Here is a 19,434-nt window from a genome sequence, read left to right on the forward strand (position 1 = left end):
GCCATCTTTTCCTTTTGCTCGGACCCCAAGACCCTCGAAGGCATGGCCTGGTTCTCTTGCTACCTAACCAGTGGCAAGCACATGCTGTTCTACCAGTCCTTCGTTACGGTCCTTATGCTGCTGGCCATCACTGCGCCGGTCTCGCTCGCCTTCGGCTTCGGCGGCGCCGTCGCCTCGCGCTCGCATTTCCTGCCCTTGGCTTGGTTCGGAAAGCTTTACACCTCGATCGTGCGCGGCGTGCCGGATATCGTCTTCTTCCTCTTCTTCGTCATCGCCCTCGACCAGGGCATCGAGTGGATGCGCCACCAAGCCCTCTGCCCCGACTGGTCCGAGCCAATCCGGCAGGGCAACGACTTCCTTGTCTGTCCGCAGGCCAAGGCCCCGCTTTCCACCTCGCCGCAATGGGTTCACGAGGTCTATAATTTCTCGCTTGCGGTTTTCACCTTCGCCATCGTCTTCGGCGCCTTTGCAGCCAACGTACTCTACGGTGCCATGAACGCCGTCCCCAAGGCGCAGCTCGAGACCGCCCATGCCTATGGCATGTCCAATCGCCAGACCTTCTGGCGCATCCTCGTTCCGCAAATGTGGGTCTATGCGCTGCCCGGACTCGGGAACCTGTGGATGATCCTCATCAAGGCGACACCGCTGCTCTTCCTGCTCGGCGTGCGTGACATCGTCTATTGGGCAAAGGAACTGGGCGGCACCAAATCCGACGTCTACGCTTACCCGCATGGCGACTGGCGGATCTACTACTTCCTGTTCCTGCTAGTCTTCTACCTGGCCTTTACACGCGTCTCCGAAATCGTCATCGAACGGATGACCCGGAAACTCTCGCATGGGCAGGCCACGGCGGGTGGCGAAGCAATGAGGCGCGAAGCATGACCTGCGGTGAAACATTTCAGGCCTATGCGCTGCGCTCGCTGGGAATCGGCGAACGCCTGCTGCCCAAGTCCGACATAACGCTCTGCGACCAGATCGTTCTCATCGGCTCAGGCCTGATCTGGAACTTCTATTTCGCGGCGATCGCGTTGCTGGTCGGCTTCATCCTCGCCACGGCGCTGGCCGTCGCCAAGGGGACCAAGAGCCGCTGGACGCGCAAGCCGGCGGAATGGTTCATCTTCCTCTTCCGCGGCTCGCCGCTCTTCATCCAGTTCTTCCTGGCCTATCTCACCTTCGTGCAACTGCCCAAGGTGGGCGTGGAATTCACCCTGATGGGCGTCGAGTTCGGCGCCGGCACGCATTGGCTCACCCGCGCCTGGCTCGGCGCGGCGCTGGTTCTGGTGATGAACACCGCCGCCTATTCGGGCGAGATCTTCTATGGCGCGCTGCGCTCCATCCCCCGAGGGGACCTGGAGGCGGCGGACGCCTATGGGCTGACGGGCTGGCACCGGTTCCGCCGCGTTGTCTGGCCGACCATGCTGCGGCTGGCCTGGCCGGCCTACACCAACGAGGCGATCTTTCTGTTTCACGCCACGACGCTGGTCTATTTCTCGGGTTTCCCGGCGCGAAAGCAGATGGGCGATGCGCTCTATTACGCGAATTACTTCGCCGACAAGACCTTCAACCCATTCGTGCCCTATCCGATTGTTGCCGGATATTTTATCTTTGGCACACTGTTGATCATCGCGGTCTTCGGTTTGATCAACAAACGGCTCAACCGACACCTGCCCCAGGAAAGGCGCCGCAAAATAGCCTTGCGCTTCAACCTGATCCGGTAGTAGCAATTTGATCAAATTCCGGAGGCGACTGTGATACGAGATCAATTGCTAATGAAGAACTGGCTGCGGAAGAACCCGCAGGTACAGGCAATCCGGGTGGCTGCGGCCGACCTCAACGGCCAGCCGCGCGGCAAGCGAGTGCCAGTGCGATTTGCCGACAAGGTGATCGAAGACGGCACGCGCTTTCCGATGTCCGTGCTCAATCTCGACATCTGGGGCGAGGATATCGACAACAGCCCACTGGTGCTGGCCACCGGCGATCGCGACGGTGTGCTGTTGCCCACCGAGCGGGGCTTCATGCCCATGCCCTGGCTTGAAACCAATACCGGCTTGCTGCCGATCTGGATGTATCACGAGGATGGCCGTCCCTATGCGGGCGATCCGCGCCATGCGCTGGCCAATGTCGTGTCCCGCTACGCCGAGCGCGGGCTGACCCCCGTCGTCGCGGTGGAGCTGGAGTTCTTCCTCATCGACGACAGCGGCAAGAAATTCCAGGTGCCAGCCTCGCCGAACACCGGCAAACGGCGGATGATGGGCGAGATCCTGTCGTTGCGCGCGCTGGACCAGTTCGACAGCTTCTTCACCGAGCTCTACGACGCCTGCGAGGCGATGGACATTCCCGCCGACACGGCGATCTCGGAAGCCGGCTCCGGTCAGTTCGAGATCAACCTGATGCACCAGGAAGACGCGCTGCGCGCCGCCGACGATGCCTGGCTCTTCAAGATGCTGGTCAAGGGGTTGGCCCGCCGCCACGGGTTCGCGGCGAGCTTCATGGCGAAACCGTATGAGGACTACGCCGGCTCCGGGCTGCACATGCATTTCTCGGTACTCGACAAGAACGGCGCGAATGTCTTTGACGACGGCACCGACCGCGGCTCGAACCTGCTGCTGCACGCGGTCAATGGCTGCCTGAACGCAATGCCCGGCTCGACGCTGATCTTTGCTCCCCATGCCAACAGCTACGACCGGATGGTCCCGGGAGCCCACGCGCCGACCGGCATCTGCTGGGCCTACGAGAACCGCACCACGGCCGTGCGGATCCCCAGCGGCAGTCACAAGGCGCGACGCATCGAGCATCGCCTGTCGGGCGGCGACGTGAACCCCTACCTGACCATCGCGGCGGTGCTGGGGGCGGCGCTGAACGGCATGGAGGATGGCGAGATGCCGCCCGAACCGGTGCGCGGCAACGCCTACAAGCTCGACCTTCCCAGCATCCCGACCGACTGGGCCGGCGCGATCGACAGGTTCGAGAACAGCGAAGAAGTCGCCCGCATCTTTGCGCCCGAACTCGTGCGGAACTACCTGATGACAAAGCGGCAGGAGCTTCGCTACATGGCCGAGACCACCAAGCAGGAACAGATCGAGCTCTATATCGACACTGTCTGAGCCTGTGCGGCACGTTACGAACACTGAAAACGGGAATGGATAGATGCGTATCGGCATCCTGATGACCGGCCACGCGCCGGAAGAACTGGTCTCCGAGATCGGCGATTACCCTTCGATGTTCCGCAGCCTCCTCGACGGGCATGGTTTCGAATTTCAGAGCTGGGCCGTCGTGGACGGCGTTTTTCCGAACAGCATCGAGGATGCCGATGGCTGGCTGATCACTGGCTCGAGGCATGGTGCCTACGAGGACCACCCGTGGATTCCTCCACTGGAGGATTTTATTCGGGACGTTCATGCAAGCGGCCGTCCGTTGGTCGGCATTTGCTTCGGTCATCAGGTCATCGCCCAGGCGCTTGGCGGCAAGGTCGAGAAATTCGCCGCTGGATGGTCCGTCGGACCGACGGTCTATGAACTCGATGGCGAACAGATCGCTCTCAATGCCTGGCACCAGGATCAGGTCGTCGAGCTGCCTGAAGGAGCGACGGTGATCGGTTCGTCCGATTTCTGCGAGAATGCCGCGCTACTCTATGGCGACACGATCCTGACCATCCAGCCGCATCCCGAGTTCAACGCCACCGTGATCGGCGGACTGATCCGGATACGCGGCAACCTGCTTCCGGCACCGATCGTCGAGAGAGCGCGCGAGACATTGGAAACGCCTACGGACAATGACGGTTTCGGACAAAGGATCGCTTCGTTTTTCCTTGCCGAACGAAAGGGATAAACCATGGTTCGCAGTCTGATAGAGAAGCTGCCGGAAGCCGCGCAGGCCTATCTGGCGCATGGCAAGTTGGACGAGGTGGAATGCGTGATCTCGGATCTTGCCGGCGTCGCGCGCGGCAAGGCGATGCCCGGAACCAAATTCGCCAAGCAGTCCCATTTCTACCTGCCGAACTCGGTCTTCCTGCAAACGATCACCGGCGATTGGACCAATATCCCGGGTATGGCCTATACCGAGCCGGACATGGTGCTGACGCCGGACCTCTCCACGGCCACGGCGGCGCCATGGACAGCGGACTGGACGCTTCAGGTCATCCACGAGGTCAGTGACCAGGAGGGCAACCCGGTGCCAACCGCGCCGCGCAACGTGCTCAAACGCGTGGTTAGCTTGTTCGAGGAAAGGGGGCTGACGCCGATCGTGGCCCCGGAAATGGAATTCTACCTCGTCGCGCCCAATACGGATCCGGCCAAGGCGGTCGAGCCACCGATGGGCCGTTCCGGGCGGCGCGCGGCGGCGCGGCAGGCCTATTCGCTCTCCGCGGTGGACGAATACGGACCCGTGATCGACGATATCTATGATTTCGCCGAGGCGCAGGGGTTCGAGATCGACGGCATCATGCAGGAGGGCGGCGCGGGCCAGGTCGAGCTGAACATGCGCCACGGCGACCCGGTGCGGTTGGCCGACGAGATCTTCTTCTTCAAGCGGCTGATCCGCGAGGCGGCGCTGCGGCACAATTGCTACGCTACCTTCATGGCCAAGCCGATTCAGGACGAGCCGGGCAGCGCCATGCATATCCACCACTCGGTGGTGGAGACCGCCACGGGCCGCAACATCTTCACCGACGAGGCCGGGCAGGATTCCGACACGTTCCGGCATTTCATCGGCGGGCTTCAGCGGCACATGCCCTCGATTATCGCCCTGATCGCGCCTTACGTAAATTCCTACCGCCGCTACGTTCCGGATTTCGCCGCCCCCATCAACCTCGAATGGGGCCACGACAACCGGACAACCGGTCTGCGCGTGCCCGTCTCCAGCCCCGCCTCGCGCCGGGTTGAGAACCGGCTCGCAGGCATGGACTGCAACCCCTATCTCGGCATTGCCGGTTCGTTGGCCTGTGGCTGGCTGGGCTTGCAGGAGGCCCGCGACCCCGCGCCCGAATTCGAAGGCGACGCGTATAACAGCAACGAGGGCATTCCTCGCACCTTTGGCGAAGCGCTACCGCTCTTTGCCGAGGCAAGTGCCGTGCACGAGGTTCTGGGCGAAGAGTTCTGCCGCATCTACAGCGCGGTCAAGGAGACGGAATATAGCGAGTTCCTGCAGGTGATCAGTCCCTGGGAACGCGAGCACCTGCTGCTCAACGTCTGACGGTTTCACACCTCTGGAAAGGAGTTTCCGGCGGAAGTTTCCTGCCGGAGCGCTTTCTGCTACGTAATTTTTACTTTCCAGTTTTCCGAATGAGCTTTACATATTTTCCGAAGCAACAGCGGAACCCTTGCAGATGTCTCAGATCGACGCCCCCAATGTCTATGATGCCGAACCGATCCCCGAAGCCGCGCGCGCGGAAATCGACCGGCTTCTGAGAACCGGAGATCTGTTTCGCTATACGGCTTCCGCGGACGCGCCGGTCACGCTGTTGGAGCGCGAATTCGCCGAAGCGATGGGCAGCAAATACGCGCTCGCCGTCTCCTCCTGTTCGGCGGCTCTGTTCCTGTCGCTCAAGGCGCTCGGCCTGCCGCGCGGGGCCAAGGTGCTGATCCCGGCCTTCACTTTTGCCGCCGTCCCCTCGGCAATCGTCCATGCCGAGTGCCAGCCCGTCCTGGTGGAATGCGGCTCGAATTACCGGATAGACCTGACGGATTTCGAAACCAGGTTCACCGACGAGATCGAGGCGATCATCATCAGCCACATGCGCGGCCATACCTCGGACATGGACGCGATCATGGCGCTGGCCGATGCGCGCGGCGTGCCGGTGATCGAGGACGCAGCCCATTCGCTCGGCACACTCTGGGCCGGCCGCAAGATCGGCACCATCGGAAAGATCGGCTGTTTCTCCTTCCAATCCTACAAGCTGCTCAACGCGGGCGAAGGTGGCGTCCTGATCACCGATGACGCGGATCTGGTGGCGCGCGCCGTGATCATGTCCGGCGCCTACGAGCATAACTGGAAAAAGCATGACGGGCTGCAAGAGGCCTTCGAGCACTGGCAGAACCAGCTGCCGCTCTACAACCTGCGGCTTCAGAACCTCTCGGCGGCCGTGATCCGCCCGCAGTTGAAAGAGCTGGCCCGCCGGGTGAATGATGGCCGCTCCAACCATGACCATGTTGCGGATCGGCTGAACCAATCGCCCTGGCTCGACGTTCCGCCGCCGCTGGCACAGGAGCTGCGCGCACCGGATTCGATCCAGTTCAACCTGGTCGGAATGTCGGATGACGAGGTGACGGCTTTCACCACTGCGGCCGAGGCCGCGGGGGTGAAGGTTCAGGTCTTTGGCAAGAGCACGGACAATGCGCGTGCCTTCTGGAACTGGCAATTCATCGAAGGCGAGATGCCGGAGCTGCCGGCGACCCGCGCGATGCTGATGCGAGCTTGCGATGTGCGCCTGCCGGCCCGGTTGAAACAGCCCGAACTGGATTTCATCGCTGACGCGTTGGTGGGGGCTGCCGCAACGGCAATGGAAGATCAGCGCGCCTACGGCACCTGAGGCGCGCTAGAGCAACTTCAATTCCCCGTCGAGCCAGGGCATGCGCTCCACGGCGGGGGTTACGATCATCTCCTGAAGCAGCGGTTTGAGCCGCTCCACCAGCCGGCCGGGCATGTCCTGGATCTCGGCGGAACGTGCGATCAGCGAAATTCGCCGCGAGAGCGGCTTCATCGGTAGCGGCAGCACGTCCACCGCGTCGCGGAACCTGCGCGCCCGCAGGTAGCCCAGCGGCGTCAGGATGGTCCAGCCAGCCTCGGCGGCGACCATGGCCATGATGGCGTGATAGCTGTCCAGTTCGAAACGGCGCGCGAGCTCGATCCGGTTCAGCTCCAGATGGGCCGAGATCTGCCGCCCCATCAGGTGACGTTGTGTGTAGTGGATGAAGGGGATCTGCTGGAGCCGTTGAAGAAGGTCCTCGCCGCCAGCGAAACCGCGCGGCACGGCAGCCACGAAGGGCTCCTCCATCAGCGGGTGCACCTCGGTCCACTCCGCTTCCGTCTCGGCAAGCTGCGCGGCCACGATCACATCCAGCGCTCGCGCCTCCAACAGGTCGAACAGCCGGTGGCTGGCGCCGGTTTCCAGCAGGAAACGGCAGTCGCGCAATTCCTCCGCCATGTTCGAAAGCAGGCGCGGCGTCACATCGGCATCGAAATCCTCGATCATGCCAAGCCGCAGGTCCGTCAACGCCCGCATATCGCCTGTGGCCAATTCCGCGCGCGCGGAGCGCCTCGTTCCAGATCCGTTGTGCCCTTTTGCGAAAGATCCCCCCGGCGGCGGTGAGCTGCGCCGGACGGCGGCTGCGGTCGATCAGGACCCGGCCAAGCGCCGTTTCAAGGTTGCTCAATTGCTGGCTGACGCCGGACGGGCTCGCGCCGAGCCTGCGCGCGGCCGACGAAACGGAGCCTTCCTCGGCCACGGCCAGAAAGACCTCGATCCCCCAAAGGGTCACACGACCGGCGGTGTCGGTCATCTTCGTCCTCGAACCAAAGCCCCGACCAGCCGGAGGCGATTACTTGTTCATCCGCGCCAGTTTGGCCTGAAGATCGGCAAGCTGGCTCTTGATCTCGTTCAGATCTTCGCCGGTGGGTTCTTTTTGCGCGTCATCGCCCTTTGGCGACGGCCACGGTCCCATGCCACCCGTCATTGCCTTGAGGAATGCGGCTTGCTGTGCCTGCATCGCCTCGAAACCGGTCATTGAGGCAATGGGATTTATCTTTCCCATGTTCTCCATCATCTTCGACTGCCCGTCGCGGAGCATCTCGAAAGACATGGCCAGAAATTGCGGCACGACAGAATTGGCCGACGAGGTGTAGCTGCGCACGAGATCGGTGAGAACATTGATCGGCAGGACGCTCTCGCCCTTGCTCTCATGTTCGGCAATGATCTGAAGCAGATACTGGCGGGTCAGGTCGTCACCGGACTTCAGATCGATGATCTGGACCTCGCGTCCCTCGCGAATGAAACCGGCAATATCCTCAAGCGTCACATAGTCGCTTGTCTCGGTATTATAGAGCCGCCGGCTGGCGTAGCGCTTGATCAGAAGCGGTGTATCATCGGCCACGCATTTCCCTCCCCTGTTGCGGTGCAGCGAAGCCTAAACCACGCGTGCGCAAAAGAAAAGGGTGGGCGTAAACGCCCACCCTTTAGGTTCTCACGGGTCAGGGAGGAGGACACCCGCATTGAACCTCTCACCTAATGCCTTATTTGGCAGCGGTGGCTTTCTTGGCAGCAGTGGTCACCTCGTCGGTGGCCTTCTTGACAGCGGCCTGGGCGTCTTCGGAGAAGTCCTTGCCAGCAGCCAGCATCAGCTCGACGGTTTCCATCTGGACCTTCTTGGCAACCTCGGCGAAGGCAGCCATGGTCTCGGCGACCAGCTCGGCCTGCGCGGAGGCGTAGTCGGTCATCGCCTTGGAGTAATCGGCCGGCTCATCCTTCAGCTTGGTGACTTCACCCAGCTTGGTGATGGTTTCCTTGGTCCACTTGGAGGAAATCTCGGTCGACTTCTCGGCGGCTTCCAGGGCAACCTTGGAGAATTTCTCGCCCAGGGCAGCCTGAGATTTGAAAGCGTCCTGCATGGCCGTCGCGTCCACCGGGAACGCGGACATCATGTCTTGCATCATCTTGGTCATGTCATCGGTCTTGGTCATGGTCTTGCTCCTTCAGGGTGCGCCTCGGGCCGCCGGGCGCCTGTGTTGTTCGATGACCAAGATATACTTTCTGCACTGCAGCATTTCAAGTATTTTTCGCTGCAGTGCAGAATTTTTTACATTCCGAACATCCAACCCATCGGAGTCACGACGCTTTTTCCGCCACCACATAGGTGCCCGGCGCCGGGGCGAGCGGCGGATGCTCCGAATCGCCCGGCGTGCGGGCCGGGATCTGGGCGCCGGAGCGCTTCTTGAGCCAGGCTTCCCAACGCGGCCACCAGGAGCCTTCATTGAAATCCGCCGTGTCTTGCCACTTTTCGGGCGACAGGCTCAGATCCTCGTTGGTGTAATGGCCGTATTTCTTCTTGCTGGGCGGATTCACGATGCCGGCGATATGGCCGGACTCGGACAGGATGAAGATCTTCTGCTTCGAGCCCATCTTCTGAACCCCGCGGAAGGAACTCTTCCAGGCGGCAATGTGATCGGTCTCACAAGCGATCGCGCAGAGCGGTACATCCACGTCCTTGATCGAGAGCGTTTCACCGCAAACCTTGAAACCCTCGCCGGTGGCGAACTCGTCGCGCTGGCACAAGCCGCGCAGATACTCCACCGCCATGCGGGCCGGCAGGTTCGTGCCGTCGCCATTCCAGTAGAGCAGGTCGAAAGCGGGCGGCGCTTCGCCCAGCATGTAACTGCGGATCGCCGGGGCATAGATCAGGTCATTGGCCCGCAGGAAAGAGAAAGTGCGCGACATGTAAAACGAGTCGAGCACACCCGACTTGATGCATTCGGCCTCGATACCATCGACGAAATCGTCCTGCAGGAAGACGCCCACTTCGCCCTGATCGGAGAAATCGGTCAGCGTGGTAAAGAACGTCGCCGAGCGGATGGACTTGTCGCCGCGCTTCTTCATCAGCGACAGCGTCAGGCTCAGGGTGGTGCCGGCGATGCAATAGCCGATGACGTTGATCTTGTCCTCGCCACAGATCGACTTCACCTCATCGATCGCGGTCAGGTAGCCTTCCTCGATGTAGTTATCCAAACCGATATCGGCATAGGAGGCATCCGGGTTTACCCAGGAGACGACGAAGACGGTATAGCCCTGATCGACGATCCACTTGATCAGCGAATTGGCCGGCTTCAGGTCGAGAATGTAGAACTTGTTGATCCAGGGCGGGAAGATCAGCAACGGCGTTCGATGCACTTTTTCGGTGGTCGGCGCGTATTGGATTAGCTCGAACATCCGGTTGCGGAAAACGACCTCCCCCTTGGAGGAGCCGATGTTCTCACCGACGTTGAAAGCGTCCTTGTCGGCCAGCGTCACGACGAGATCACCGTTATTGTTTTCGAGATCCCGAACGAGGTTCTCCAGCCCGTCGACCAGGGACTGCCCCTCGGTATCGACCGCTTTCTGCAGCGCCTCCGGGTTGGTGCCCAGGTAGTTCGCCGGGCTCATCATGTCGACGATCTGCTGAGTGAAGTAGGTTAGCCGTTGCTTGTCCTTCGGATCGAGGTAATCGAGACCGGCGACCGCGGAACTGATAGCGTCGCTCGTCATCAGGTATTGCTGCTTGAGGAAGTTGAAATACGGATGGCTCTGCCAGAGTTCACCCGCGAATCGGCGATCCCTGGGTGTATGGTCTTCTGGCGGCTGCAATTTGCCAGCAGCCAGAACCTGTTGCGCTTCGATGTAGTGCTTGAGGGTCTTGCCCCAGAAATCCACCTGATGTTCGAACACCTTGGCCGGATTTTTCATCATTTCGGTCAAGTAGGCCGAGGTCGCTTTCATATAGAGATCCTGCCCGGGACCCTGAAGGGAGGGGTCAATTTGGCGCTGATGCGACAGGGCTGCCACAAGCCGTTGAGAAAGCGACTCGATTTTTGCCAGATTCGCTGTAAGCGTGTCCTGATCCGGCGCACCGGTCTTTTGATCGGTTGTCATCGAAGGCCCTTTTCCATTAGTTTCGTCGCGATGAATATATTCGCAGGAATGTTCCAGCAAAGCGACCAATTGTTACGGTCGGCCGCGTGGCGCGCCACACAAGGAGTTAGTGACGCATGAAATACATGGCAACCTATGACCTGATGGAAAGCATCCGGGTTACCAATGAGTGGCTCGGTTCGACGGCCAAGGCCGCCTGCTCCCATCCGGCGTTCGGTCTGTCGATGAACCCGCTCGTGCAGCTGACCGCGGCCTGGGGCGAGGTGACCGAACGGACATTCCAGCGCATGGAGTCCAAGCCGGACTGGAACATCAACTCCGTCGTTGGCACCGATGGGCGCGACCACCTGGTCGACGTGATCAAGATGGTCGAGAAGCCCTTTGGCGACCTCATCCATTTCGAAGTGCAGGGACGCTCCGAGAGGCCCCGCAAGGTGCTGCTGGTCGCGCCGATGTCGGGTCACTATGCCACGCTGCTGCGCAGCACGGTGGTGTCGCTTCTGCCCGATTGCGAGGTCTACACGACAGATTGGCACAATGCGCGGGACATTCCCGTTTCGGCCGGCAAGTTCGACGTCGAGGATTACGTTCTCTACCTCGTTGAATTCATGAAATTCCTTGGCCCGGATACCCATGTGATCGCCGTCTGCCAGCCCGCGCCGCTGACGCTGGCCGCCACCGCCTACCTCGCCGAGGAAGACCCGGAGGCGCAGCCCAACTCCCTGACCCTGATCGGTGGCCCGATCGATCCCGGCGCCGCCCCCACCGAGGTGACCGATTTCGGCCGCACGGTGACCATGGGTCAGCTCGAACAGCACGTCCTGCAACGCGTGGGCTTCAAATATGCCGGCGCGGGACGCATGGTCTATCCCGGCCTGCAACAGCTCTCCTCCTTCATCGCGATGAATTCGGAAACCCATGCCTCCGCCTTCTTCGATCAGATCGTGCGCACGGCCCGCGGCGAGGCGCATGAGCATGACCGCCACAACCGCTTTTACGACGAGTATCTCGCCGTGATGGACATGACGGCCGAATTCTACATGTCGACCGTCGAGCGGATCTTCAAGAATCGTGAAATCGCACAGGACATCTTCGAGGTGAACGGCAAGCGCGTTCACATCGGCGCCATCACGGATGTTGCAGTCAAGACGGTCGAAGGTGGCAAGGACGACATCTCCGCCCCTGGCCAGTGCGTTGCCGCGCTGGACCTGCTGACCGGTCTCGATGACAGCAAGAAGGCGAGCTATATCGAACCCGGCGCGGGCCATTACGGCATCTTTGCTGGCAAGTCCTGGCGGAACAACATCCGCCCGCTGGTGCTCGATTTCATCGACGCAAACATGACGCACGAACGCCGGCGGATCGAATTCGCCAATATCAAGTCGTTGCACGCGCGATAGACAGGATGCGGGGTCGCCTCGGCGGCCCCAAATCACTTCCCTCAGCGCAGAACCAGCGGGCTGTCCAGCCACGCCGCCAGAGCGGCGTTTGTGGCCTGCGGCTGTTCGAGCGTCGGGAAATGGCCGGCATTGGGAATGACCTGGAAATCGGAATAGGGGATGAGTTCGGCCATGAACTCATGCCGCTTCACCGGGCAGATCTTGTCATGCTCCCCGCATAGCACCAGCGCGGGAACACGCATCGTCCGCAGCACCTTCTGCTGATCGGGGCGGCGTTGCAACGCGCGCGACTGTGCAACGAACATGTCCGGCCCGTGGGTCTCGGCCATCTCGACCAACAGGTTGAGGATCTCGCCGCGATGCGGGCCAAGGGCAAGCGATCCAGGGCCGATCTCGTCCCGCACCAGCCCATTCAAACGGCCGGCCCTGACCGCGACGATCTGCGGCTCGCGCCCCGCCGCGACCTGCGGCGATTCCGGCAGCGGGCTGGTATCCATCAGCGCAACGCGCGTCACCCGCTCCGGCGCCCGGCGCAGCACTTCCATGGCAATCACACCGCCCATCGAGGCACCGACAAGAGCAAAGCGGGATGGCGCGGCATCGAGCACCTGCGCAGCGATCGCACCCACCGAAGACGCCCCGGTGACAGGCGCCACCATCACCGCCCGCGTCAGGCCGAATTCGAGCAATTGCGGCCAGAATATCCGCGCATCGCACATCATCTCCGGCAGGAAAACCAGCGGTTCGTTCATTGCTTGGACCTTGTCGAAACTGCCTCTCGCGCTTTGCCGCGCGTTCGCGCCCATGCTAGAGCGCCGCCACTCCGACCGAAAGCCCGAAACGCGTCACGCAGCCCCGCCGCCCCATTGGAAAGCGCCATCCCGCCCAAGCGGCGAGAACGGGTTGAAGGCCACCTCCCAGAAATGGCCGTCCGGATCGGCGAAATACCCGTGATGCCCGCCCCAGAAAACGTCCTGCGCCGGTTTGAGCACCCTGCCGCCGGCGGCCTCGGCTGCCTGCAGCAGTTCCGCCACTGCCTCCACGCTGCGAACGTTGTGGGCAAGCGTTACCGTCGAGCCACCGGGCTTCAATTGATCCACCGGCACGCCGATATCCTCGGCCAGCTTGTCGAGCGGGTAAAGTCCGAGCGTCTGCCCGAGCAGGTTGAAAGCGATCACACCCTCCGGGCTAGGCTCGCGCTGCCAGCCGAGCGCCTCGTAAAAGGCGGCCGCGCGCTCGAGGTCGGCCACGCCGAGGGTGATCAGGCTCACCCGCCTTTCCATTGCCTCGTTTTCCTTGCTCATGTCACAGCTCCTTCGCCCAGTTGGCGATGATTTCCGCCGTTTCCTCTGTCTGGCCGGGGCTGAGGATATCGCCGGCGATCACATGCGATCCGGGGTCATCTTCGGAGCCCATCACGCGCAATTCCTGCTCGACCGCCCCCCCCCATCTTGCAGCGGCCTCGTGCGTCTTGTCTGGCGCAACCACCTGATCATGCTCGGAGTAAATAAAGAGGGCGGGCATCTGGGCAGCGGCAAGGTCGAGCCCGGCAACATGGCGCACAAGCGCGATCACCGGGATCGTTGCAATCGTCGGATAGCTCGATGTCCAATAGGCTGCGTGATCGTCGTTCTGGATCTCGAAACGGCGCTCCGCGCCCGCGATCAGTGGCACCCACTGACGCGCCCAGGGCAGCGAGAGCAGGCGCGCGGCCGGGTTCACCAGCCCGAAATTCGGCGAGATCAAGACCATTCCCGCCACGTCCCGCGAAAGCTCCCGGTCGGCTGCCACGAGTGCGGCCAGCGTACCCCCGGTCGAAGTGCCAATAACCAACACGCGCTCGCCCAGCCTGCGGCCGATTTCGAGCGCTTCGGCAGCGTCTTCGACCCAGTCGCCCGCCGTAGCCTGCGCAAGCGCGGCACCATCCTGACCGTGCCCGGTCAGGCGAGCGAAATACAGGTTCGCGCCAAGCGCCTCGGCCACCTTGTCCGGCACCGGGCGGATCTCCTCCGAGGTCGCTGAGAAGCCGTGCAGATAGACGATGGAAAGCGGCGTCTTCTGCCCCGCCTCCCCGGCCCAGAGAATACGTTTTTCCACCCCGGGCCGTAGCGATGGCACCCCGGCTTCCTGCTCCGCGAGCCATAGGTCGAGATTCTCGCCCAGCAGGTCCGCCTTGAACGCAACCTCCCGATCCACCGGCTCACGCGGCCCGAATACCAGCACAAGGGTCAACAGGATCGCGAAGGCGATCAACAGGGTAAGCACCAGTTTCATTCCGCGCCGCCCGCCAGAACCTCTTCGACGGCGGTCACGATCAGCGAAAGCTCGTCCGGCTCCGAGAAACGGTGGTCGGCCCCCTTGACCAGAGTCAGGCGAATGTCGTCGCCCGTTGCGTGATCCAACAGACGCAGCGCCACGGACGGGTCGACATCGGCATCGGCCGTCCCTTGCAGGAACCGGGTCGGGAAAGGCAGCGGCAGCGGGCTGCGCAAGACGAGCCGTTCGCGGCCATCCTCGATGATGCGGCGGGTCACGATCAGGGGATCGCCATAATCCGAGGGCAGCGAAACCTGCCCGGCCTCCATCACCTCCGCGCGCTGCGCCTCGGAGAATTCCGCCCAGAACCCGTCCTCGGTGAAATCGGGCGCGGCGGCGATGGTCACCAGCCCTGCCAGACGTTCACTCAGATCGCGCGCCATCAACAACGACAGCCAGCCCCCCATGGAGGAGCCGACGAGCACAACCTTACCATCGACCAGTCCGGTCATGACGGCGGCGGCATCCTCGGCCCAATCGCCGATGCATCCTTCCTCGAAGGCCCCGCTGCTCTTTCCGTGCCCCGAGCAATCGAAGCGGATAAAGGCGCGGCACTGCGCCCGCGCCCACTCTTCCAGATACAGCGCCTTCGTCCCTTCCATGTCGGAGCGCAGCCCGTGGCAGAACATGACCGTCGGGCCCTCTCCGGCGCTTTGATGATAGGCGATGCGGCGCCCCTGCGGCGTCGTCAGAAATTGCGGCTCGCTCATGGCTTCCTCTTTCTTGTCAGCGCCAGCCTATCCCAGCAATAGCGCACCGCAAGCCTTGCCGTTGCCGCGCGGTTGCGCCAATCTCCGCGACCATGACAGGCCCTCGTTACACCCCCCTCGCCACCAGCCTTCCCGCGACCGTGCCCTTTGTCGGCCCCGAGGCACAGGAACGCGCCCGCGGCCGCCCGTTTGCCGCACGGATCGGCGCAAACGAATCCGGCTTCGGCCCCGCGCCCTCCGTCATCGAAGCCATCGCCGAAGCCGCCAGCGGCGCCTGGATGTATGGCGATCCGGAGAATCACGACCTGACGCAGGCGCTCGCTGCCCATCACGGCGTTGCCGCCGAAAATATCATGGTCGGTGAAGGAATTGACGGGCTTCTGGGCTATCTCGTCCGGTTGCTGGTTGGCCCGGGCGATGCGGTCGTCAGCTCGGACGGCGCCTACCCGACCTTCAACTACCACGTGGCCGGTTTCGACGGCACGCTGCACAAGGTGCCCTATCGCGACGATCACGAAGACCTGCCCGCGTTGCTCGCCCGCGCCGCCGAAGTCGATGCGAAGCTCGTCTATTTCTCCAACCCCGACAACCCGATGGGCACGTGGCATAGCGCCGAGGCCATCACACAAGCGATCGAGAGCATTCCCGAAGGCTGCGTGTTGCTGCTGGATGAGGCCTATATCGAACTGGCCCCGGACGGCACCGCGCCGCCGCTCGATGTTGCCAATGAGCGCGTGATCCGGATGCGAACCTTCTCCAAGGCGCATGGGCTGGCGGGAATGCGGGTCGGCTACGCCATCGGGCATGCGGAGCTGATCCGGGCCTTCAACAAGGTGCGCAACCATTTCGGCATGAGCCGCGTCAGCCAACAAGCGGCCCTCGCCAGCCTCGCCGATCAAGCCCACCTGCAAGAAACCATCGCCCGTGTTGGCGCCGCGCGCGAGCGGATTGCTGGAATTGCCCGCGCCAACGAGCTGACGCCGATCCCTTCGGCGACCAATTTCGTCACGCTCGATTGCGGCCGTGATGGTGATTTCGCACGCACGCTTCTGCAGGAGTTGATCTCCCGCGATGTCTTCGTGCGCATGCCCTTCGTCGCTCCACAAGACCGCTGCATCCGCGTTTCCTGCGCCCCGGAGGAGGAGTTGGCCGTCGTCGAACAAGCACTTCCCTTGGCGCTGGCGTCCATCTCCTGAGCATCTGCCCGCCAATCACGCGGAGGTTTCCAGATTTGATTCCGGAAAGCGGCTGCCTTCGGGTTATCTTCGTGGGTGGAGACCGATGATGATGAAACGCCACTCGCTTGGTAGCGCACCCGACTACACGACCGCCGCTCTGGTCACACTGGGCATCAACCTGTTTTGCCTGCTCTGCGCGATCTGGGCGTTGTTCGGCTTCGCCGCGGTCCTGCTCTTCGGCTTTGCCGCGGACCGCGCCCTCAACTTCCTGCAAAGACGCCGCCGCTAGGCCTTCGACAGAACCCGCGAGGCGGCCTCCAGCGCACCGGGGCCGTGCGGAATTCCCGTTGCCTTCAACCCGGTATCGATCGCTCCGAGCGCCCCCATGACCATCTGGGCATTAACATATCCCATATGCCCGATGCGGAAGAAGCCGTCCGAGGCCGGGTCCTCCTCGGTTCCCATGCCCAGTCCAATACCCAGCGTCACGCCAGCATGGGCGCCGACCCAATCGCGCAGGCGGGTGCCGTTTTCCTTGCCGGCGCGGATCGATGTCACCCCGCGGCTACGGATCGCCGGATCGGCAATGTTCAGCTCCAGCGGGCCGGCGGCGCCCCATCCATCCACGGCGGCCCAGACGGCACCGGCCAGCGCATCGTGCCGCTTCCAGATCCGCTCCATGCCTTCGTCCATCATCAGATCCAGCGCCTTGCGCAGGCCGTAGAGGTGATGGGTTGGCGCCGTACCACAGAAATACTGGTAGAAGGCCTCCGCTGACACACGCGGCTTCCAGTCCCAGTAGCCGCTGACCAGATCGGCCTGCTCTCGTGCCGCCGCCGCCTTCTCGCTGAAATAGACGAAGCCAAGCCCTGGCGGCGTCATCAGCCCCTTCTGGCTGGCCGTGATCGTCACGTCGACACCCCATTCGTCCATGCGGAACTCGTCCACCCCCAGGCTGGCCACGGCATCGATGACAAACAACGCCGGATGGCCGAGCCGGTCCAGAAGCTTCCTGAGCCCGGGAATGTCGTTGCGAACCGATGTGGCTGTATCGACATGCACCGCCCAGACCGCCTTGATCTCGTGGCCGGCATCGGCCGCCAGTGCAGCCTCCACCGCGTCCAGATCGATCGCCGCCCGCCGCCCGAAATCCAACCGTTCGACCTGCAACCCGAAAGGCGCGACCATGTCGGCCCAGCCATGGGTGAACCGACCGGTGCAGAGCGCCAGGACCTTGTCGCCACGTGAGAAAATATTGGTTGTGGCCGCCTCCCAGGCACCATGGCCGTTGCAAATGTAAACCGCCACCTCACCGGAGGTTTGTGCCACCTGTTTCAGATCGGGAATGATGGAGTCGACGATCTCGTGCAACTCGCCGGTATAGATGTTGGGAGCCGGCCGGTGCATTTCGCGCAAAACCTCGTCGGGCATGACGGAGGGGCCGGGAATGGCAAGGTAATGGCTGCCACGGGACAGGGTCATCTCGGAAAACTCCCAAGGGATCGGATAATTGGCTGTAAAACGGCGCCGAAGTCAGGTCAATCGCGCGGCATCAGGCGGAGTCCAAAGACTCATCCCAGAGCTATCTTGCCGTTTTCCCGGGCATCCCGGCCCAAAACTTCTGCCATCCGAGATTTCTCGATCTGACAGGCCCGCGCGGGACGGGAAAATTACCCTGGCGTCACGCAACTTGCCCGATCCCGTCGTTCGGGGTAGACCCGCCCGGCGCCGTGTTCGCGGCAGGTTCCACGATCCGGCAGGTTTCATGTTCAAGCGTCTTTCAGATTGGTTCGAAACCAACGAGCGCCGATTGCGACGTTCCTTCGGCGACGACATCTCGACACCCGAGCTGCGCCGGCAGGCGATGTGGCATTTCAACCTGTTCGACCACGCCTTCCTGCGCGTTCCCTGGACCAATTTCGACAAGGTTGCGGAAGACGTTTACCGCTCCAACCATCCCGGCCCCAAGCGTCTGTTGCGCTACAAGGAGATGGGCATCAGGGCGGTCCTGAACCTGCGCGGCGCCGATGGCTATTCGCCCTGGCTTTTCGAGCAGGAGGCCTGCGAGGAACTCGGCCTCGAATTGCGCGTGGCCAAGATCTATGCCCGCAAGGCCGCGAAAAGGCACGAGATCGTCCGGCTGATCGACACCATGCGCGAGATGCCCAAGCCCTTCGTAATGCACTGCAAATCGGGCGCGGACCGGGCCGGTTTTGCCGCCGTGCTCTACAAGGCGATCATCGAAGGTGTCCCTCTGGAAGACGCGCGCAAGCATCTTGCCGTGAAGTATATCCATTTCGACTGGACCGATACCGGCATCGTCGACCACATCATCGACATGTACGAGCTGCGCAACGCAGCCTCCCCGATCGACATGGAAACCTGGTTCCGTACCGAGTACGACCACCGGGTTGCGGGCAAAAGCTTCCGGGCCAAGCAGGCCGGCAAGGACTGGAAGGCCAAAATGGCGCTTCCGAAACCGGCAGAACCGACACCCTCCGACTGAGTTCAGCGGCCCGGTTGCCGGGAATAGCCGCGCTCCAGCTTCTCGGGATCCGTCCCGGCCAGATAGCGAATCAATGTCAGAAGGTTACGCCCGCCCCGCCGCAGCCAGCCTTCGGCGCAATACCGCTCCGCAGAGGTCGTCAACACGGCTGGAAGCATATCGAACCGCCCCTTCAGCGCACGAGCGAGCGCAACATCTTCCATGAGTGGGATGTCTCGGTACCCGCCGATCTCCGTGTAAAGCGCGCGCGAAATCAGCATCCCCTGGTCACCATAAGGTAGCCGGAACAGCCATGTCCGCAGGTTCGCCCAGCCCGCCACGATCCGAGCCGCCATGCCCCGTTCCCGGAAACCCAGACGGAACACATGCGCATGGGCCGGATCGGCCATCGCCGCCTGCACCAGGTTGCTCCACCCTTCCGGAAGTTCGCTGTCGGCGTGCAGGACCAGCACCCAATCGCCGCGCGCAGCCGCAACGCCCCGGACGAGCTGCCCACCGCGCCCCGCAGGGCCGGACAGGAACTCCGCACCGACCGCTTCGGCCAGATCTTCGATATCGTCGCTGGAGCCGCCATCGCTCACGATGACCTCGCGCACAAGGCCTGCGGCAACGCCTCCCATGAGATCCGACAGCAGGCCCGCCACCTTCGGTGCGGCGTTCAACGTGGGAATAATGACCGATAGCGGCGCGGGCATTTCAAACTCCGGAC

At 62.5% G+C, this 19,434-nt stretch carries 20 protein-coding genes and 1 pseudogene; 10 read left to right on the forward strand and 11 right to left on the reverse strand.

Going from position 1 to position 19,434, the window contains the following annotated elements; all coding sequences use genetic code 11:
• Positions 1–3 precede the first annotated feature (3 nt).
• The 6 genes from AX756_RS04030 (at position 4) to AX756_RS04055 (ending at position 6,526) form a co-directional block, all read left to right on the forward strand.
• Positions 4–882 (forward strand): ABC transporter permease, encoded by an 879-nt coding sequence (locus AX756_RS04030; protein ID WP_082738925.1) that lies wholly within the window; start codon positions 4–6, stop codon positions 880–882.
• Positions 879–1,718, forward strand: coding sequence for an ABC transporter permease (locus tag AX756_RS04035; RefSeq protein WP_068308874.1), 840 nt, complete (start codon positions 879–881; stop codon positions 1,716–1,718). The genes AX756_RS04030 and AX756_RS04035 overlap by 4 nt, the downstream gene beginning before the upstream one ends.
• Before the next feature lie 51 nt (positions 1,719–1,769).
• Positions 1,770–3,104 (forward strand): glutamine synthetase family protein, encoded by a 1,335-nt coding sequence (locus AX756_RS04040; protein WP_068308876.1) that lies wholly within the window; start codon positions 1,770–1,772, stop codon positions 3,102–3,104.
• A 43-nt stretch (positions 3,105–3,147) separates the two neighbouring features.
• Complete coding sequence (locus tag AX756_RS04045; RefSeq protein WP_068308878.1) at positions 3,148–3,828, forward strand: type 1 glutamine amidotransferase; 681 nt, start codon at positions 3,148–3,150, stop codon at positions 3,826–3,828.
• A 3-nt stretch (positions 3,829–3,831) separates the two neighbouring features.
• On the forward strand, positions 3,832–5,190 hold the full coding sequence (locus AX756_RS04050; protein ID WP_068308879.1) for a glutamine synthetase family protein: 1,359 nt from the start codon (positions 3,832–3,834) through the stop codon (positions 5,188–5,190).
• Positions 5,191–5,323: 133 nt separating this feature from the next.
• Entirely contained in the window at positions 5,324–6,526 is a 1,203-nt protein-coding gene (locus tag AX756_RS04055; protein WP_068308886.1) for a DegT/DnrJ/EryC1/StrS family aminotransferase, read from the forward strand.
• Between the two features lie 6 nt (positions 6,527–6,532).
• Here the strand turns inward: AX756_RS04055 and AX756_RS04060 are convergent, their stop codons facing one another.
• The 5 genes and pseudogenes from AX756_RS04060 to phaC all read right to left on the reverse strand — a co-directional run bounded on the left by AX756_RS04060 (position 6,533) and on the right by phaC (position 10,615).
• Positions 6,533–7,219 carry a substrate-binding domain-containing protein gene (locus tag AX756_RS04060; protein WP_331457755.1) on the reverse strand — a complete coding sequence of 229 codons (687 nt, stop codon included), beginning with the start codon at positions 7,217–7,219 and terminating at the stop codon, positions 6,533–6,535.
• Between the two features lie 133 nt (positions 7,220–7,352).
• A pseudogene (locus tag AX756_RS26720) lies at positions 7,353–7,496 on the reverse strand (LysR family transcriptional regulator); the annotation flags it as partial.
• Positions 7,497–7,535: 39 nt separating this feature from the next.
• Positions 7,536–8,087 carry a polyhydroxyalkanoate synthesis repressor PhaR gene (gene phaR, locus AX756_RS04065; RefSeq protein ID WP_068308888.1) on the reverse strand — a complete coding sequence of 184 codons (552 nt, stop codon included), beginning with the start codon at positions 8,085–8,087 and terminating at the stop codon, positions 7,536–7,538.
• 139 nt (positions 8,088–8,226) lie between these two features.
• The gene (locus tag AX756_RS04070; RefSeq protein WP_068308890.1) at positions 8,227–8,673 is read right to left on the reverse strand and encodes a phasin, PhaP; all 447 of its coding nucleotides are present in this window, start codon (positions 8,671–8,673) and stop codon (positions 8,227–8,229) included.
• Positions 8,674–8,818: 145 nt separating this feature from the next.
• Positions 8,819–10,615 (reverse strand): class I poly(R)-hydroxyalkanoic acid synthase, encoded by a 1,797-nt coding sequence (gene phaC, locus AX756_RS04075; protein ID WP_068308892.1) that lies wholly within the window; start codon positions 10,613–10,615, stop codon positions 8,819–8,821.
• Positions 10,616–10,731: 116 nt separating this feature from the next.
• On the opposite strand from phaC, the gene phaZ reads away from it, so the two are divergent.
• Positions 10,732–12,015 carry a polyhydroxyalkanoate depolymerase gene (phaZ, locus tag AX756_RS04080; RefSeq protein WP_068308894.1) on the forward strand — a complete coding sequence of 428 codons (1,284 nt, stop codon included), beginning with the start codon at positions 10,732–10,734 and terminating at the stop codon, positions 12,013–12,015.
• A gap of 41 nt (positions 12,016–12,056) precedes the next feature.
• Here phaZ and AX756_RS04085 read toward each other — a convergent pair whose 3' ends face one another.
• The 4 genes from AX756_RS04085 to AX756_RS04100 all read right to left on the reverse strand — a co-directional run bounded on the left by AX756_RS04085 (position 12,057) and on the right by AX756_RS04100 (position 15,041).
• The gene (locus AX756_RS04085) at positions 12,057–12,767 is read right to left on the reverse strand and encodes an alpha/beta fold hydrolase (RefSeq protein WP_068308896.1); all 711 of its coding nucleotides are present in this window, start codon (positions 12,765–12,767) and stop codon (positions 12,057–12,059) included.
• A gap of 93 nt (positions 12,768–12,860) precedes the next feature.
• The gene (locus AX756_RS04090; protein ID WP_068309093.1) at positions 12,861–13,298 is read right to left on the reverse strand and encodes a VOC family protein; all 438 of its coding nucleotides are present in this window, start codon (positions 13,296–13,298) and stop codon (positions 12,861–12,863) included.
• Between the two features lie 22 nt (positions 13,299–13,320).
• Positions 13,321–14,289, reverse strand: coding sequence for an alpha/beta hydrolase (locus AX756_RS04095; protein ID WP_068308898.1), 969 nt, complete (start codon positions 14,287–14,289; stop codon positions 13,321–13,323).
• A complete protein-coding gene (locus tag AX756_RS04100) occupies positions 14,286–15,041 on the reverse strand; it encodes an alpha/beta fold hydrolase (RefSeq protein WP_068308903.1) in 756 nt (251 codons plus the stop codon). Before AX756_RS04100 ends, AX756_RS04095 begins: the two co-directional genes overlap by 4 nt.
• 92 nt (positions 15,042–15,133) lie before the next feature.
• Between AX756_RS04100 and AX756_RS04105 the strand changes: the two genes are divergently transcribed.
• Entirely contained in the window at positions 15,134–16,237 is a 1,104-nt protein-coding gene (locus AX756_RS04105) for a pyridoxal phosphate-dependent aminotransferase (protein ID WP_068308904.1), read from the forward strand.
• Between the two features lie 88 nt (positions 16,238–16,325).
• Entirely contained in the window at positions 16,326–16,508 is a 183-nt protein-coding gene (locus AX756_RS04110) for a hypothetical protein (protein ID WP_231700974.1), read from the forward strand.
• Here the strand turns inward: AX756_RS04110 and AX756_RS04115 are convergent.
• Positions 16,505–17,701 carry a pyridoxal-phosphate-dependent aminotransferase family protein gene (locus AX756_RS04115; RefSeq protein WP_068308907.1) on the reverse strand — a complete coding sequence of 399 codons (1,197 nt, stop codon included), beginning with the start codon at positions 17,699–17,701 and terminating at the stop codon, positions 16,505–16,507. The two genes, AX756_RS04110 and AX756_RS04115, sit on opposite strands and share 4 nt — an antisense overlap.
• A 283-nt stretch (positions 17,702–17,984) precedes the next feature.
• Between AX756_RS04115 and AX756_RS04120 the strand changes: the two genes are divergently transcribed.
• Entirely contained in the window at positions 17,985–18,725 is a 741-nt protein-coding gene (locus AX756_RS04120) for a tyrosine-protein phosphatase (RefSeq protein WP_068308908.1), read from the forward strand.
• 2 nt (positions 18,726–18,727) lie between these two features.
• On the opposite strand, the gene AX756_RS04125 is transcribed toward AX756_RS04120, so the two are convergent.
• Positions 18,728–19,420, reverse strand: a complete 693-nt coding sequence (locus tag AX756_RS04125; protein WP_068308910.1) for a TIGR04283 family arsenosugar biosynthesis glycosyltransferase — start codon at positions 19,418–19,420, stop codon at positions 18,728–18,730.
• Positions 19,421–19,434 lie beyond the last annotated feature (14 nt).

The sequence above is a fragment of the Aliiruegeria sabulilitoris genome (assembly GCF_001558155.1).
GTDB lineage: Bacteria > Pseudomonadota > Alphaproteobacteria > Rhodobacterales > Rhodobacteraceae > Tropicimonas > Tropicimonas sabulilitoris.

What these genes read in the sequence shown, in the direction of transcription:
- phaZ (WP_068308894.1), top strand. Translation starts at nt 10,732, where the DNA reads ATGAAATACATGGCAACCTATGACCTGATGGAAAGCATCCGGGTTACC.
- AX756_RS04035 (WP_068308874.1), top strand. Translation starts at nt 879, where the DNA reads ATGACCTGCGGTGAAACATTTCAGGCCTATGCGCTGCGCTCGCTGGGA.
- AX756_RS04070 (WP_068308890.1), bottom strand. Translation starts at nt 8,673, where the DNA reads ATGACCAAGACCGATGACATGACCAAGATGATGCAAGACATGATGTCC.
- AX756_RS04090 (WP_068309093.1), bottom strand. Translation starts at nt 13,298, where the DNA reads ATGGAAAGGCGGGTGAGCCTGATCACCCTCGGCGTGGCCGACCTCGAG.
- AX756_RS04115 (WP_068308907.1), bottom strand. Translation starts at nt 17,701, where the DNA reads ATGACCCTGTCCCGTGGCAGCCATTACCTTGCCATTCCCGGCCCCTCC.
- AX756_RS04095 (WP_068308898.1), bottom strand. Translation starts at nt 14,289, where the DNA reads ATGAAACTGGTGCTTACCCTGTTGATCGCCTTCGCGATCCTGTTGACC.
- AX756_RS04105 (WP_068308904.1), top strand. Translation starts at nt 15,134, where the DNA reads ATGACAGGCCCTCGTTACACCCCCCTCGCCACCAGCCTTCCCGCGACC.
- AX756_RS04125 (WP_068308910.1), bottom strand. Translation starts at nt 19,420, where the DNA reads ATGCCCGCGCCGCTATCGGTCATTATTCCCACGTTGAACGCCGCACCG.
- AX756_RS04060 (WP_331457755.1), bottom strand. Translation starts at nt 7,219, where the DNA reads ATGCGGGCGTTGACGGACCTGCGGCTTGGCATGATCGAGGATTTCGAT.
- phaC (WP_068308892.1), bottom strand. Translation starts at nt 10,615, where the DNA reads ATGACAACCGATCAAAAGACCGGTGCGCCGGATCAGGACACGCTTACA.
- AX756_RS04050 (WP_068308879.1), top strand. Translation starts at nt 3,832, where the DNA reads ATGGTTCGCAGTCTGATAGAGAAGCTGCCGGAAGCCGCGCAGGCCTAT.
- AX756_RS04040 (WP_068308876.1), top strand. Translation starts at nt 1,770, where the DNA reads ATGAAGAACTGGCTGCGGAAGAACCCGCAGGTACAGGCAATCCGGGTG.
- AX756_RS04110 (WP_231700974.1), top strand. Translation starts at nt 16,326, where the DNA reads ATGATGAAACGCCACTCGCTTGGTAGCGCACCCGACTACACGACCGCC.
- AX756_RS04055 (WP_068308886.1), top strand. Translation starts at nt 5,324, where the DNA reads ATGTCTCAGATCGACGCCCCCAATGTCTATGATGCCGAACCGATCCCC.
- AX756_RS04120 (WP_068308908.1), top strand. Translation starts at nt 17,985, where the DNA reads ATGTTCAAGCGTCTTTCAGATTGGTTCGAAACCAACGAGCGCCGATTG.
- AX756_RS04085 (WP_068308896.1), bottom strand. Translation starts at nt 12,767, where the DNA reads ATGAACGAACCGCTGGTTTTCCTGCCGGAGATGATGTGCGATGCGCGG.
- AX756_RS04045 (WP_068308878.1), top strand. Translation starts at nt 3,148, where the DNA reads ATGCGTATCGGCATCCTGATGACCGGCCACGCGCCGGAAGAACTGGTC.
- AX756_RS04100 (WP_068308903.1), bottom strand. Translation starts at nt 15,041, where the DNA reads ATGAGCGAGCCGCAATTTCTGACGACGCCGCAGGGGCGCCGCATCGCC.